Genomic DNA, 14,955 nt, shown 5'->3' with positions numbered 1-14,955 from the left:
ACATGTGTTGAGAGCGCAGCGGCTCTGAGGAGGGCCGCGCGCCGGCGCGGCCGCTCTTGATCTCCGGATCGGGGCAAGGCGGCGCCGCAGCGCGGCGCCCTCCACGAGGCGTGTGTCGGTGCCCGGGACCTCAAGGTGAAAGTTCGTGGGCAGAACCCGCTCCCACAGGAAGCGGGGTGCTCGGTCGTCGAACTGCACGCTTCCCGCCGTAGCGCCGATCCAGATAAACCGCAGCCACGCCGGCCACCAGCAGAGGCGCGAACCAGGGCACGAGCATCAGCGAAGGAATGCCGAAACTGGCCAGAAATCCTTTCAGGCCGATACCCAGGAAGGCAATATGGGTGGCCACGCCGTTGCCCAGCATCGAACCGTAGTGCTCACGCAACCACCAGTTGGGCATGGCCGGGGGATTGCCAGCGCGCCGCAACATGCCAATACCGATGAACACGCCGACCCAGCAGAAGCCCATCAGCAAGGCGCTGCCCAGCTGCACCCCCACGCCGAAGACCATCAGTCCAGAGATCAGATTCATCCATCCAACCTGGCGAAATCGGCCATTGAAATAGGCTGCACGGTCGCGCTTGAGCTGGATCGCGCGCCAGGACAACCACATGCCCGAGGCAGTGATCACCACCAGATAAGCGAGAAACACCCCGGTACCCAAACGGCCGCGGGCCATGAACACCAGCGCCATCGGCAGTGCCGTGCCGACGATGCCGATCATGGCCAGAAGGTAGTACTTGCCGATGCGCTTGTGCAGCGGGCTGCCTTTTCGCGCGATCGCGGCAATCCAGAAGGTCAGCAGCGCGACGCTGCCGGCGGCGATATGCGCAATCACCAGATAACGGTACATGTCCATGGCGGTCTGCTCCTGCTCAGCGCAGCTTGATGGGAATGGTGACATCTGTTTCCGTCAGCTCGACCGCGGCGTCGCCGAAGTCCGGAGGGCCCATGCTGCCGCCACCCTGACTGAAGCCGTAGGGCTCGCTGGGAATCCCGAACATCCCGCGATCCAGCTTGCCGTTGCCATTGCGGTCCACGTAAACCGACAGCGCGTAGCGACCCGCCGGCAGGCCATCGAAGGTCAACTGGTGCCGGCCGGAGGCACTGACCGAAGCCGGCGCGGCCTCGCGAACGGCCCGAAGCGGCTTCTTCAGCCAGTGGTTGGCGTCATCGTAGACGGCGACCATCAACATCTCGCCAGGTTTGACACGATTGCCGATGTCCACGGTCAGGGAAGCGGCGTCGGCGACGTTGCCAGCGCCGAGCAGGACCAGGAGACGGAGAGTGGTGAGCCTGGATTTCATCGTGGATTCCCCATTGGGTGGTGGTGAGCCCAGCATCCGCTTCAACGACCGTTGCCGGCAGGTGCGAGCCGTCACCCCTGAGGGGTGATGAAAGTCACCACTTGCATCAGCAAGCGCCGACCCCGGGGCGGGCCGGGATAGACTGGCGCCATGAGCACCCAAGACAGAATCCAGCCCGACTCGCCCTGGCATGGCTCCTGGCTGTCGCCGCTGAACATGGCCGCCTACATCACCTGGTTGGCGGTGATGCTGCAATCCATCCGCTGGAGCCGCCTGGTTGAGGCTGATCCGCGCCAATGGGCGGGTCTGGGCGCCTTGACCGGCGTTCTGGTCGTCTACCTGGTCTGCAGCGGGCTGGCCCAGAGCCGCCAGCTGCGCCGCGAGCGCATTCTGGTGTTGACGCAGGCGGCTCTGGTGCTGCTGGCCAGCTGGTATCTGCGCAATGGCGGTCCGGCGATCCTGTTGATCATCGTGGCTGGACAGGTGGTAGCGATGTGGCCGCGCGCACAGGCCATCCTGATCCTGTTGCTGTGCAATCTGGCGCTGCTGGCGATCTGGGTGCAGGGCATCTCGTGGACAAGCGCCCTGCTGTCGTTGGTGCCGATGATGGGATTCCAGACCTTTGCGGCGCTGACCGTGCACTACGCCATGAACGCGGAATCCGCGCGCGAGCAGCTGGCGCAGACCCATGCCCAGCTACTGGTCACCCAGCGCTTGCTGGAAGACAGCGCCCGCAGCGGCGAGCGCCTGCGACTATCCCGAGAACTGCACGACGTGGCCGGTCACAAGCTCACCGCGCTCAAGCTCAACCTGCGCCTGCTGCAGCGCGATCCGGCGCTGGCCGATCGCGAGGAGGTCAAGGTATCCGCCACCCTGGCGGATGAGTTGCTGGCCGATATTCGCGCCGTGGTCAGCGAGCTACGCAAGCACGATGGCATCGATCTGCCCGCCGCGATCACCACCCTGACCCGTCAGATTCCCGGTACCCGATTTCACCTGGACATTGATCCGGCGCTGCGGGTGGCCGATCTCGACAGCGCCGAAATCCTGCTGCGCTGCGCTCAGGAAGGCATCACCAATGCCCTACGGCACGGGCGTGCTCATGAGATCGAGGTGCGCTGCGGACGCGTTGGTGAGCGCATCGAGCTGGCCGTGCGCAACGACGGCGCGCCGCTGAAGTCATTCCAATTCGGCAATGGGCTGCGCGGCATGCGCGAACGGCTGGCCGAGGCCGGCGGCGATCTGTCACTGACCGCGCTCAGCGGTGGTGGCGCCCTGCTCAAGGCGGAGTTGCCGGCCCATGGTTGAATCGGCGCCGGCGAGCAATATCCGCATCGCACTCGTGGACGATCAGGCGCTGGTCCTCAAGGGGCTGTCGGCGCTGCTCAACGGCCTGGCCGGCATCGAGATTGCGATCGAGGCCAGCGACGGCGCCCAGTTGCTGGCCGCGCTGCCGCAGCGCCCGGTGGACGTGATTGTCAGCGACATCCGCATGCCCGGTGTCGGTGGCATCGAATTGATCCATGGACTGCGCGAAGCCGGCGATGCCACGCCAGTGATCCTGCTCACCACCTTTGACGACAGCGAGTTGATGCTGGCCGCGGTGGAAGCCGGAGCCCAGGGATTTCTGCTCAAGGATGCCTCGCCTGAGGACCTGGCCGAGGCCATCGTCAAGGTCGCTGGTGGTGACACCCTGCTGCAACCCGTGAGTCTGGGCCCGGTGCGGGCGCTGCGTCGCCCCGAAGCGCAAATCGGCCCCAGGCTGCATCTGACCGAACGCGAAATCAGCATCCTCAGGCTGGTGGCCGGCGGCTATTCCAACAAGGAAATCGGCCGTTCGCTGCATCTGTCCGAAGGCACGGTCAAGAATTACATGTCCGACATCCTGGTGAAGCTCGACTGCCGCGACCGCACTCATGCGGTGCTCAAGGCCATCACCCAAAGGCTGTTGTAGGGTGGGACCGCCGCAGGCGATTCCACCGTTCCTGCTGCCTGATGCACCTTTGCCTTCCATGGCGAAACCCGCTCACCGGTGCCAATTGCGGTCAGAAGCACGACGCGGAGAACCCAGAGGAAAAGCAGCAAGCCGCCTACGCTGAACGAGCGCGGTCTTGCGGAAGGACGCGCGCCTGCGCGGCCGCTCTTGATCTTGCGCGCCCTCTTGCCCTCTTGCCCTCGTGCCCTCTTGCCCTCGTGCCCTCTTGCCCTCGTGCCCTCGTGCCCTCGCGCCCTCAATCCTCGTCCGCCGGCTCCAGCGCCAGCGCCGGCAGCAATTCGTCCAGCAGCGCGCTGGCGCCGATGCGGAATCGCGCCGGGACCACGCGCTCGCGGCCGTAGATTTCGGAAGCAACAGCCAGATAGCGGCTGGCATCGGCCAGCGTGCGCACGCCGCCGGAGATCTTCAGGCCCACCGGTCGCGACGCGGCGCGGATGGCTTCGCCCAGACAACGGGCGGCCACCAGACTGGCGGCGGCACCGGCCTTGCCGGTCGAGGTCTTCAGGAAATCGGCGCCCCCGGCGATGGCAGCATCGGCTGCGGCGCGCAGCTGCTCCAGATCCTCGAAGGCGGAGCTTTCCAGAATCACCTTGAGCTGGACCTTGGCGCAGCGTGCCTTCACGCCTTTCACCAGGGCCACCGCAGCAGCACGGTCACCGGCCTGAAAGGCGCGCCACGGGAACACCAGATCGATCTCGTCGGCGCCCACAGCCAGCGCCCGCCGCGTCTCGTTGTCGGCGCGCTCGGCGTACACCGATCCGTCCGGAAAATTGACCACGGTGGCCACCCGCACCTGCGGAATCCCCTCGCGCATCAGGCTCATCCGCGTGGCCAGGATCAGTTCTGGATACACACAGATCGCCGCCGGCGTGCCGTAGGGCGTGTGCGCACGCTTGGCCAGCGCGGCTGCGGTGGCTGGCGTGTCGTCCTCGCCGAGTGAAGTCAGGTCCAGACAGGCCAGCGCGATTCGGGCATCGGTGAGCATCGTCATCATCAGATCAGGTTCAAGCACCTGAGCATAGACTTTCGCGCCAATGCGCTCCGTGGCCACGATCAAGCGGAAGTTCGCGACAGCCCGCTGACAGCCGTCTCGCTATGCTTCGCCAATCGTAGGAGCGACCTTGCGTCGCGACCATAATCCTGGCCCGTTCAGGTTGCCACGCTGCTCCTGTGCGCCTGAACCCGGCAATCCTGTTGCACCGCAGAGGTATTCGATGTCCGCTGTCTCCATCGCCCCGGAAGGGCTCAGGTCCGCCCACGACGATCGTGCGATCGGTCGCTGGCTGCTGTTCTGCTGTGGCGTGCTGCTGGCCCTGGTGATGCTGGGCGGGGCCACCCGCCTGACCGAATCGGGCCTGTCGATCGTCGACTGGAAACCGGTATCGGGTGTGCTGCCGCCGCTGAACGAGGCAGCCTGGCAGGCCGAGTTCGCGCGCTACAAGGACAGCCCCCAGTACACCAAGGTCAACCGCGGCATGAGCCTCGGCGATTTCAAGACCATCTTCTGGTACGAATGGGCGCACCGCTTGCTGGCGCGCTTGCTCGGGCTGGTGTTCGCGCTGCCGCTGCTCTGGTTCTGGCTACGCGGCCAGGTGAGTCCGCGTCTGCGCTGGCCGCTGATCGGCATCCTCTGTCTGGGCGCGGCGCAGGGCTACATGGGCTGGTACATGGTCAAGAGCGGCCTGGTGGACATGCCACGGGTGAGCCACTTCCGGCTGGCCGCGCATCTGTCGCTGGCATTGCTGATCTTTGCCTCGATGTTCGCCCTGGCGCTGAAGCTGTTGTGGCCTCGCAGCCGCAAGGCACGACCGTTGACCGGCGCGGTGCATGCGCTGCTGGGATTGCTGGCCTTGACCATCGTTTTCGGCGCCTTCGTTGCCGGCATGCGCGCCGGTCTGATGTTCAATACCTGGCCGATGATGGGCGCACACTGGATCGCCCCTGGCGTGCTCGCCTTTGATCCCTGGTGGCGCAATTTCCTGGAAAATCCGGTGATGGTGCAGTTTGTGCACCGCTGCCTGGCGCTGACCACGCTGGCCTTGTGCCTGGGCCTGTGGTGGCGGCTGCGCCGCGCCGAACTGGAATCGAGTCAGCGTCTGGCGCTCAATGTGCTCGCGGCCATGGTGCTGGTGCAGGTCAGTCTGGGCATCAGCACGCTGGTGCTGCATGTGCCGGTCTGGCTCGGCACTTTGCATCAGGGCGGTGCGGTATTGCTGCTGGGCGCAGCGCTGATGTTCAGGCATCGCAGTCTGGCGGCGTAGGACGGGCGCGGACTCGGGCAAAGGCCAGACGGTTCTTGTCTGAGACCTGAGGGAAGGGTAGGTCCAGACAAGTCTGGACGCTTCTTCAGCACCTTGCCAACAGCGTCCAGACAAGTCTGGACCTACACGCGCCCGGAACCTGCCAGCCTTTCCCGTGCCCCGTGCGAACAACCAACAACCGCTCCAACCCTCACCCACTCTTCGGCTCTGCCGCCTGCAGTGCCCTGTACCGGCGTCCCAGCCACAGCGACAGCGCCAGCCAGATCGCCGCCAGCGGCACGGCGGTGTAGGCGATGCCGGCGATGCCGAATCCCAGCCAGATCAGGGCGCCGTTGGCCCAGGCGCCGACCTGATCGCCGATGCGATAAACCGCGGTGTCGATCAGGTTCTTGGCCTTGTACTTCTCGCTGCGACTGAGCGGCACGAACAGCGCCTCGCGCGCCGGGCGCGACAGCGCGAAATTGGTGACTCGTCGGGCCACGGTGAACACCACCACGGCACCCAGCACCGGCACCAGGCCCAGGCCCAGGAAGCCGATGATGCTGATCACCGGCAGCAGCGCCAGGGTCAGGCCCACACCGATGCGCGCCATCAGCCTGCCAGTCAGGAACAGCTGCAGCGTCAGGGTGAGCCCATTGACCCATATATCGACATTGGCGAAGTACGCGGTCTGCGCGACCTGACCATCGATGGTGTTGTCGACGATCTGCGCCTGCAGGAAATACAGAAAGGTCGAGCCGATGGTGTACAGCAACATGTAGCCGCACACGCCGAGCAGATAGGGCGAGCGCGCGGCCAGCTTGAAGCCATCGATGGCGTTGCCGCCGATGACGCGCTCGCCATCGCTGCGGACGCCGGCGGCATCCACCGAATGGTCGCGGGTGATCGCGTACATGCACCACAGTGCGAGCTCCAGCATCAGCAGGGAGACCAGCAACAGCGCCGGCGCGCCGATCGCCTCGACCATGGCGCTGGTCACGACCCCGCCCATCAGCGCGCCGAGGCTGCCGCCGGCGGCGATCACACCATAGAGCCGGCGTGAGGACTCGCTGTGGAAGACATCGGCCATCACCGCCCAGAACACCGACACCGCAAACAGATTGAAGACGCTGACCCAGATGAAGAAGGCGCGACCCACCCAGACCAGCTGATCCTCGGGCAACGTCACCAGCGCTGCGTAGAAGGCCAGCAGACAGACCATCAGCGCGCGATAACTCCAGGTGACAAAGCGCCGCCGTGGCCAGCGCGAGACCAGTCCGGCAAACAGCGGGCTGATCACCAGCATGGCGATCATGGTGCCGGTGAACAGCCAGGGCAGATTGCGCACGCCACCGGCCACGCCCATCTGATCGCGGATCGGGCGCAGGATGAAATAGCTGGCCATGACCAGAAAGAAGTACAGCGCCGACAGCGCCAGCACCCGGCGCTCCTCCGGGCGCACCTTCATCAGCGTCTGCAGCACACTGGGGCGGTTGTCAGCGTTGTCGATGGTCATGTTGGCCTTGGTCAGGTTCCGTCAATCGTTCGAAGACTCTTAGCTGGCATCACGGCGTAGACATGGAACCGGCTTCATTGCGAGGAGTCCAGCGACGAAGCAATCCGGAAGAGTAGCCCGTTGTGCCGCGCAGCGGCTCAGCGGGGCTTTTCCGCGTCACTGCCGGGAGAGCGCTGCGCGCACTTCGGGCTACGAACAGCAAGCTGGTGCGTGGCTGCGGCTCGCTGGGCACACTCAATACCCCCGCGCGATGTCCACCACATTCAACATCGGCTCACCGGCCACATAACGGCGCAGATTCTCCATGGCCAGGATCAGGTAGCGCTGATTCTGGACCTCGGAGGCCGCGGCCACGTGCGGGGTGATGATCACATTGGGGAAAGCCCACAGCGGATGCTCGGCCGGCAACGGCTCGGGATCGGTGACATCCAGGCCGGCGCCGGCGAGGTGGCCGCTGCGCAGCGCCGCGACCAGATCGTCGCTGACCGTACTCTGGCCGCGGCCCACGCTGATGAAATAGCTCTTCGGCTTCATCGCGGCAAAGAATCCGGCATTGAAGATGCCCGTGGTCTCGGCCGTCAGCGGCAGCGAATTCACCACCACATCAGCCTGCGCGGCGTAGGCCAGCAGGTCCTCGGACAAGCCCACCTGGGCGACGAAATCCGGACCTTCGCGGCTGCTGTTGCGGATGGCGATGACGCGCATGCCCAGGCCATGGGCGCGGCGTGCGACCTCGGTGCCGATGCCACCCAGGCCCACCACCAGCAGCGTCTGGCCTGCAATCTCGCGCATGGCCGGCAGTTCCGATTCGTCATCTGCCCAGTGACCGGCTTGCTGCTGGCGCACGAATTGCGGCAAACCGCGCATCAGCGCGGTGGTCATGGCGATGGCGTGATCGGCGATCGGCATGCCGCTGGTGCGTTGCATATTGGTCAGCAGAATCTGGCGTTCCAGCAGGCCCGGCAGCACCACGCAGCGCTCCACGCCCACCCACAGCGTCTGAATCCAGTGCAGCTCCGGCGCGGCATCGAGCGTGGCCTGATCGCACAGTCCAAACACCGCCTGGGCGCCCGCCAGCTGTTCGGCGCGCCGGGCCGGATCGGCATCGGCCACCACGATCTCGACCTCAGGCGCCACCACCTGCAGTCGCTGCAGCAATTGCGGGTTGCGCGAGCCGAGCACGATGCGCTTTGGCACGCTCCAGCCGGGCAGATCGCGCGCCGCCACCTCAGCCTGCTTCAGACCCAGCTCCTGGATCAGGGCCGTCGCGCGCGGATCGGGCCCGGACAGCGCCGAGGCCGATGTCAGCAGCGCAGAAGCGGCCAACAAGGCCATACCGAAGAGGCCGGCATGCAGCCGAGTGGGGCATCGCAACGCTGAGCGCATGGCGCAGTCCTCGACAATCAGGTTGCCAGGCAGACTACTACAGGGGCGTGAGGCTCAGGTGGAGCCGCTCTGCTGTGGGAGCGGGCTCTGCCCGCGAGCTGGACTTGCATTCCAGCCAGGATCTGTCGCGGATGAATCCGCTCCCACAGGTGTCGCTGCTACCGTGCCCTCTTGCCCTCTTGCCCTCTTGCCCTCTTGCCCTCTTGCCCTCGTGCCCTCGTGCCCTCGTGCCCTCGCGCAGCTACTGCTTCTCCAGATCGGACAGATGCAGGTTCAGCGCATCGCTGGAGAGCTGGATTTCGCGCACCGACAGGGCCAGTGAGCTCAGCAGCAGCACCAGGGCGATGGCAAACGCGATCTTGCCGGGAAAGATCCAGCCGGCAAACAGCAGGAACATGCAGAGCACGCAGAAGAACAGGCTGAGCACGCCCATGGCCTGCATCTGCTGGATCAGCCGCACCCGGTGACGCAGGCTGGCCAGCTCCTCGTGGTATTGCGGCATGCCGCCCTTGATCTGCGCGTGCAGCTGGCGGATGACACTGGCCACCGCCAGAAAGCGGTTGGTGTAGGCCAGCAGCAACAGGCTCAGGGCCGGGAACAGCAGCGCTGGCGTGGTCAGGGATAACTCCATCAGCGCTCTCCGCTGGAATAGAGGTCAATGACCTCGCTGATCGCGCCCTGACAGACACGGCAGAAATGATCGGTTCGGGTGAACATCAGGCAGTTGAGCGCGGGTCGGTAGTAGCCGCTGGATTCGTAGTTCGCCCCCTCGAAGGCACCGATCCGGTCGCGCGTCGGCACCGCCGAGAACATTGCGTCCACATGCTCCTGCTCGCTGTGGAACAGTGCATTCATCTCCGACTCGGGCCGGCGTTCCTCGCGCAGCTGCCGTCGGCGCGCCTGATTGTCGCGCTGATAGGCCTCGTACTCGGCCTTGGGCCAGGGCGTCGGCAGCGTCGTGCCCGGGCTCACCAGGCTGGCCCATTTTAGCGCGGCTGGATCGTGCAGCGCGGTGACGTTGGGCTCCCAGGGCTCGCGTCTTTCCACCGCCTTGGCGTAGCTGACATCGGAGGTGAAGTACTCGTCCGCCAGCGCGGCAAAATGGTGGCCGAACTCGTGCACGAACAGGTAATCGGCCCATTCGCTGCCGGCGGCAGCCGTGGCGTACAGGCCGTAAATGCCACCACCGCCGTAGGTCTGGTTGTTGACCAGCAGTTCGACGAATTCGTAGGGCGCATGCTGGGCGATGTCGCGGAAGCTGGCATTGTCGAAGCTGAGCACATAGCGCTCGCTGCCAAAGGCGTCGTATTGCGCGCCCAGCGGGGTCCAGCGGTAGCTCTCGGTCGACGGGCGTGAGATGCCCGATTCCGGCGCCGCCACCATCAGCGCCCAGACATTGAAGTCGTCGGCGCGTTCGCGGTACGGCGAGACCTTGAACAGTGCCTCACTCATGCGTCTGGCGTCGGCCAGAAACTTCGGCCGCTCGGCCTCGGTGTAGCCATCGCCGAGCATCAGCAGATCCACCTTCCGCTCGGGCGGACCGCTCTGGCGGATGGCCACCGCTTCGGTGGCCATGGGCCGATGCTTGCGGATCACGCCGGGCGCGGCCGGATCCACATCCAGCGTCCAGACCATCGAGAACTCATTGGCATCGTCGCGCGCATACAGTCGCACCCGCACCGGCGCCTCCGGCAGCGGAAAGCGCAGCGATTCGCCAAAGGCGCGGTTGCCCTTCTGCGCCTCCTCGGTGGTACGCCACTCACCGAAGATCGAGCTGAAGCCACGCGAATACAGCACCTTGCCGGTGCCCGGCTCGACCACATCGAAGAAATAGGCGCCTCGGCGAAGCGTATCGATGCGCTGATCCAGGCTGCCCGGCCACGGCAGCGGCTCCAGCAGCACCCGATCGAGGCTGTACATCTCGGTCAGCGCATTGCCCGAGTGCACGAAGTCCACGCGCAGGGTGCCGGGTTGGGCGGCCCACAGGCAGGCTGAAGCGCAGAGCAGCAAGATTCCGGTGGCATGGCGCAGCATGGTTGTCTCCGGTGGGCGATGGCCCATGTTCGCGCAGAACCCGCCCTGGGGCCACAGCAGCGCGAGGATCGGCCAGCGTAGCCGATCGCAGGGTGCTTGCCGGGCAAGGGCTGTGGACAGGTAGAATCCCGGCCCCGCCAGATCGTGAACATCCATGAATTCGATCCGATGCCTGCTTGGCCTCGTGCTGCTCGCCGGTCTGTGCGCAGCACCCGCATTTGCCGCAAAGCCCAAGCCGATGACGCCGACCGTGTTGCCGGTGGAGCGGGACATCCCGATGGCGATGGTGTTCGAGCCCGATCTGTTCGTGGAACAGGAAGATCGGCTGCCGGCCGGCATGCAGACCAGCGTCGATCTGATGATGCCGAATGCCTCGGTGCTGTCGGTGGGCGCGGGCCTCGCGGTCACTGCGATCTCCGAGGGCGTGTCCATGATCAAGGCCCGCAATGACCGCAAGCGACTGGAGCAGATCGAGGCTGCGCTGGGCCGGCATCCCTGGGGCGCACGTCTGCGTGAAGCCCTGCAGCGTGAGCTGTCCGCCGACGGGCTCGGCACCGGCTTCAGCTACAGTGAAGAGATGCCCAGGGTTCGCGTGGGTGCCAAGACCTTCGACAAACCGGGGCGTGCATTGGGTCAGCTGCGCGGCTATGTCGCTTTCAGCCCCAAGTTGCGGGTAATCCGGATCTTCGTCACGGGTGCGGTGGAAGATCGGCGCGTGGTTCGCGACAGCACGCTGCGCCTGCAGATGGAGCGGATCCCGCATCGGAAAGTCTATGTGGAATATCTCATCCGGCTGCCTGAGGACGTGGGTCTGAGCCAGAAGAAGCGCACGCTGCGCTGGGCGGCTCAGGATCCGGCGATGTTTGCACAGGCGATCGAGCAGGGCATTGCCGAGACCGCCCGGTGGGTGAAACTGCAGCTGGCTACGCCCGAGCGTCTGCAGGGTGAAGGTAAAGCGCAGCGTTTCAGCGCCAAATTCGATGCCCGCGGCAAAGGCCAGTTGCTGGAAGACCAGGGCGAGCGTGCCGTGCTGGTGGCCAAGGATGGCAGCGTGTATGCCGTGCCGAAGGAGATGTACGCGCGCTAACAGCCGCCGAGGGATTCTCCGGCGTTGACCCGGCGGACGATTTCTCGGTCGGCATCGCCAATGCGTTGGGTTACAATTCGCAAATATCGACTTGGGCTTCCCTGTCGAATCCTTTGCGCCAGGAGCGGCCGTGCGATTCTTGTTGATTTTGTTGTGCTGGACAATTCTGACCACCTGCCAGGCAAGTGCCGCCAACCGTATTGACGGCACTTTGGTGGAAGCGGGAACTCAGCAGCCCATCGCCGGGGCCACGGTATCTGCCTTCCTGCTCATAACCAGCGTCTCAGGCGCGCCGTCAGTTCGAACCGCTTCCACTGACGTAAATGGCGCTTTCGTCATTGATGATCTTGCCATCGGCTCTTACATGGTCCAGGTCGTGGCCGAAGGTTATGTCGCTCGTTCTTACGGCAGAGATCTGATCGGGCGAGACTGCCCGGCGCCGTACAATACGGGAACCTGCTTTCTTGGCGGCGGAGCAGCCCTGATCCAATTCGATACGACGGCCACGGCACTGACGATACCGATGGAAACCTCAGGTGCTGGCCGGGTTCGCGGGCGACTGCTGTCCTCGACGCCGGGCGGGCTCAATGGAGCGGAGGTCCGTTTCCGCTTGGGTCCGAGTGAAAATTCGCTGGCTGTAACCGATACCTTTGACGTCGACCATGTGCCGCCGGGCGAATACGTGATCTTCGGCTGTGCCGATGGGAAAGTCTGCCGGGACCCCAACGGTGTCGAGACTGATGTGTTCGGGTCGTCCGTACCCCTGGCTACCGTTACTGTGGAACCAGGCCAGATCTCGGACCTGCCCGACATCATCCTTCAGCCCGAAGCACGCATAGGCATCACCGTTCAGCCGCCGGCAGGTTGGGTCCATTCAGGGCCCCCATTGATCGGCCTGTGGCGAGAAGGCTCAGCCACAACGATCCATCTGGCAGCAGCCTGGTCGGCGGTTCAGACTGGCCTGCGCGCCGGTGTCTACAAGCTGTTGGTCAGCGTGCCCGACGACCCGCTCTGGCTCGCGCATTGGTTTGGTGGCCCTGAATGCACGTCGGGGCCCTGCGGACCGGAACTCGGCTTGCCACTGGTCCTTGAATCAGGCGACGATCTGACTGGACTGACAACAGATATCAATGCTCGCCAGACCATCAGTGGCAGGGTGACCTCGGCCTCGACCGGGAGCGCCATCGCAGGCGTCACGGTCAGCGCCTCAATCCCCATGATTTTCATTAGCGGTCTGTTGAACCTGTCGCAATCGCTGACGGATGCTGATGGCCGCTACACCCTTTTCGGTGTCGGTCCCGAAACCTATTTCCTGCAGGCGAGTGCGAGCGGGAATCAATTGTGGATTACCGAACAATGGCCCGAGATACGTTGTGCCGAGACGGACCGACCCTACTGCGGACAACCGGGCCAGCAGCGTATACCGCTGATACTCGATCAGAACATCGCGGACATCGACTTCACGCTGGAGCTGGGCGGGCGGATTTCCGGTACCGTCGAAGATCCCCAGCTTCCCGCCCAATGCGCGCCCAATTCCTACCTTCGTGTCTATCCCGCGTCGCTGCCGGTTCCGTCAGAATCCGTTAACCACTTTTGCTACTCTGGCGATACTTGGGCCAGCGGCAATTTGCCCGCAGGCAACTACTGGGCAGCTGCAGGGGCTCGAACCAGCACGTACATGCCCTTGTTTCAGGCATTTCAAGGCATCGAATGCCAAGGCGGCCTGCATCTGTGCAACTTCACCCTGGCCACACCGATCACGGTCATGCCCGGAGCGATTACACCCGGCATCGATTTTGAATTCGATACCCAGGAGTTCATATCCGGCAGCGGGTTTGAGTAGCTGCCAGAGTCCGGCGCGGCGCTCGATAGAATTGCCAGGAAGCCAGCAACGGCGATCTGCCTCGTCGGCGAGCCTCGCTATCGGGCAAAGCTCCGCGGCTCGAGACGCGCCGCAGGCACCGGACTGATGCCCGGGCGCGGCGGCAGATTCTGTGGAATCTGCACCTCCCAGGCCAGCCCCAGGCGTTCCAGCAGCTGCACGAAACGGTACCCGAGATCGATCTGGCCGGGATAGAGCCCGTGACGAGCTGATGCCGGAAAGGCATGATGGTTGTTGTGCCAGCTCTCGCCCATTGACGGAATCGCTGCCCAGGGGACGTTGTGGGCCTGCACGGCGCCGTCGTCTACCAGCCAGTCCTGCGGACCATGGGTATGGCAGAGATAGCCAACGAACCAATGCATGGATACACCCACGCAGACGCGCACGCAGATGCCCCACACGACCCATGGCCACCCACCCAGAACCCAAAGCAGCAAGGCCAGCGGCAACTGCTGCAACATCCAGGTGCGCTGCAGCCACCGGTACCAGCGGTCATCGGCGATGCCTGGGCCAGGATCGAACTGCGGGGGCCGTGCCAGCTGCAGACGGCAGTGCAAACTCCAGATGGCGTCTTTCCACAGGCCCCCACCGTGGCGCAGATAGGGGTGGCAATCCAACTGTCGCTGCGCCCAATCGCGAAGATCATGCGAATGGATAACCCAGAACGGACCCTGCATTCCGACCAGCGTGCCTGACCATACCAGCAGGCGTTCGACCCACTTGGCGCACTTGAAGCTGCGATGGATCAGGCGGCGATGAAATCCCACCGAGTGTCCACCGCACATGGTCGCAAACAGCAGCACCGCGAACACGGCCAGGGCACTCCAGGTGAACTGCCAGGGCGCAACGAACAGGGTGATGGCGAGCATTCCGGCATTCCAGAAGGAGCGCAGCGGATCCCACCGAACCGCGCCGCTCAGCGCGTCGGAGTCGGTGGTGATGGTCAATGAGTTGACGCGAAATGGGCCAGAAGTGGCATCGCTGAAGCGCATGGCATCGGTTTTCACGGGTGGATCCTTGGCAGTCTTGGAGGGACCGTTGTCACCCGGAAAAGTTGGGAGCCACGGCCGGGACGGAGCTTGATGCTCGGGTTACGGCGCAGGCTTCCAGATTGCTCATGTTGCAACAGAAAAAGTGCTGGCTAGTCGATGATGTCCCTAAATCAAATGCTTATGACGAGCGTAGTTTGATCATTCTGCAACTGCACCAGCTCACTGCTGCGTCGGCAGGACGGCTCCTCCACTGGCGCGACAGAGCCCCGCTGAGCCGCTGCGCGGCACAACGGGCTACGAAGAGCAGGAGCGCCGGCTCTTGTAGCCCGCACTGCGCGCAGCGCTGTCCGGGCGGTGACGCGACCAAGCCCCGCTGAGCCGCTGCGCGGCACAACGGGCTACGAAAGCCGGCTCTTGTAGCCCGCACTGCGCGCAGCGCTGTCCGGGCGGTGACGCGGAAGAGCCCCGCTGAGCCGCTGCGCGGCACAACGGGCTACGAAAGGCGGCTCTTGTAG

The 14,955-nt window shown here is 64.6% G+C and carries 13 protein-coding genes; 5 read left to right on the top strand and 8 right to left on the bottom strand.

The features are described from left to right. Positions 1-130: 130 nt before the first annotated feature. A complete protein-coding gene (locus H7A19_15535; GenBank protein MCP5476243.1) occupies positions 131-859 on the bottom strand; it encodes a hypothetical protein in 729 nt (242 codons plus the stop codon). Positions 860-875: 16 nt separating this feature from the next. Continuing rightward, the gene (locus H7A19_15530; protein MCP5476242.1) at positions 876-1,307 is read right to left on the bottom strand and encodes a DUF2141 domain-containing protein; all 432 of its coding nucleotides are present in this window, start codon (positions 1,305-1,307) and stop codon (positions 876-878) included. Between the two features lie 150 nt (positions 1,308-1,457). Here H7A19_15530 and H7A19_15525 point away from each other — a divergent pair, with 150 nt between their 5' ends. Both H7A19_15525 and H7A19_15520 read left to right on the top strand, forming a co-directional pair. Continuing rightward, complete coding sequence (locus H7A19_15525) at positions 1,458-2,615, top strand: sensor histidine kinase (GenBank protein MCP5476241.1); 1,158 nt, start codon at positions 1,458-1,460, stop codon at positions 2,613-2,615. Next, positions 2,608-3,261, top strand: coding sequence for a response regulator transcription factor (locus H7A19_15520; GenBank protein ID MCP5476240.1), 654 nt, complete (start codon positions 2,608-2,610; stop codon positions 3,259-3,261). Before H7A19_15525 ends, H7A19_15520 begins: the two co-directional genes overlap by 8 nt. A 277-nt stretch (positions 3,262-3,538) precedes the next feature. Here the strand turns inward: H7A19_15520 and deoC are convergent, their stop codons facing one another. After that, positions 3,539-4,297 carry a deoxyribose-phosphate aldolase gene (gene deoC / locus H7A19_15515; GenBank protein ID MCP5476239.1) on the bottom strand — a complete coding sequence of 253 codons (759 nt, stop codon included), beginning with the start codon at positions 4,295-4,297 and terminating at the stop codon, positions 3,539-3,541. A gap of 220 nt (positions 4,298-4,517) precedes the next feature. Between deoC and H7A19_15510 the strand changes: the two genes are divergently transcribed. Beyond that, positions 4,518-5,564: a COX15/CtaA family protein gene (locus tag H7A19_15510; GenBank protein ID MCP5476238.1), complete on the top strand. Its 1,047-nt coding sequence runs from the start codon at positions 4,518-4,520 to the stop codon at positions 5,562-5,564. 190 nt (positions 5,565-5,754) lie between these two features. On the opposite strand, the gene H7A19_15505 is transcribed toward H7A19_15510, so the two are convergent. From H7A19_15505 to H7A19_15490, 4 genes are all read right to left on the bottom strand, one after another. Continuing rightward, on the bottom strand, positions 5,755-7,059 hold the full coding sequence (locus H7A19_15505) for an MFS transporter (protein ID MCP5476237.1): 1,305 nt from the start codon (positions 7,057-7,059) through the stop codon (positions 5,755-5,757). Positions 7,060-7,293: 234 nt separating this feature from the next. Continuing rightward, the gene (locus H7A19_15500) at positions 7,294-8,445 is read right to left on the bottom strand and encodes a D-2-hydroxyacid dehydrogenase (GenBank protein MCP5476236.1); all 1,152 of its coding nucleotides are present in this window, start codon (positions 8,443-8,445) and stop codon (positions 7,294-7,296) included. 241 nt (positions 8,446-8,686) lie between these two features. Continuing rightward, entirely contained in the window at positions 8,687-9,076 is a 390-nt protein-coding gene (locus H7A19_15495) for a DUF2721 domain-containing protein (GenBank protein ID MCP5476235.1), read from the bottom strand. Continuing rightward, on the bottom strand, positions 9,076-10,479 hold the full coding sequence (locus tag H7A19_15490; GenBank protein ID MCP5476234.1) for a peptidase M64: 1,404 nt from the start codon (positions 10,477-10,479) through the stop codon (positions 9,076-9,078). The genes H7A19_15495 and H7A19_15490 overlap by 1 nt, the downstream gene beginning before the upstream one ends. A 154-nt stretch (positions 10,480-10,633) precedes the next feature. On the opposite strand from H7A19_15490, the gene H7A19_15485 reads away from it, so the two are divergent. Then, complete coding sequence (locus H7A19_15485; GenBank protein MCP5476233.1) at positions 10,634-11,566, top strand: hypothetical protein; 933 nt, start codon at positions 10,634-10,636, stop codon at positions 11,564-11,566. A 130-nt stretch (positions 11,567-11,696) separates the two neighbouring features. Continuing rightward, a complete protein-coding gene (locus H7A19_15480) occupies positions 11,697-13,409 on the top strand; it encodes a carboxypeptidase regulatory-like domain-containing protein (GenBank protein ID MCP5476232.1) in 1,713 nt (570 codons plus the stop codon). Between the two features lie 77 nt (positions 13,410-13,486). Here H7A19_15480 and H7A19_15475 read toward each other — a convergent pair whose 3' ends face one another. Beyond that, a complete protein-coding gene (locus H7A19_15475) occupies positions 13,487-14,440 on the bottom strand; it encodes an acyl-CoA desaturase (protein ID MCP5476231.1) in 954 nt (317 codons plus the stop codon). Between the last annotated feature and the right edge of the window lie 515 nt (positions 14,441-14,955).

It is taken from the genome of Rhodanobacteraceae bacterium, from assembly GCA_024234055.1.
Classification (GTDB): domain Bacteria; phylum Pseudomonadota; class Gammaproteobacteria; order Xanthomonadales; family SZUA-5; genus JADKFD01.
The sequence above is the reverse complement of the archived record's forward strand: the minus strand, read 5'-3'. Positions and strand labels throughout refer to the sequence as shown.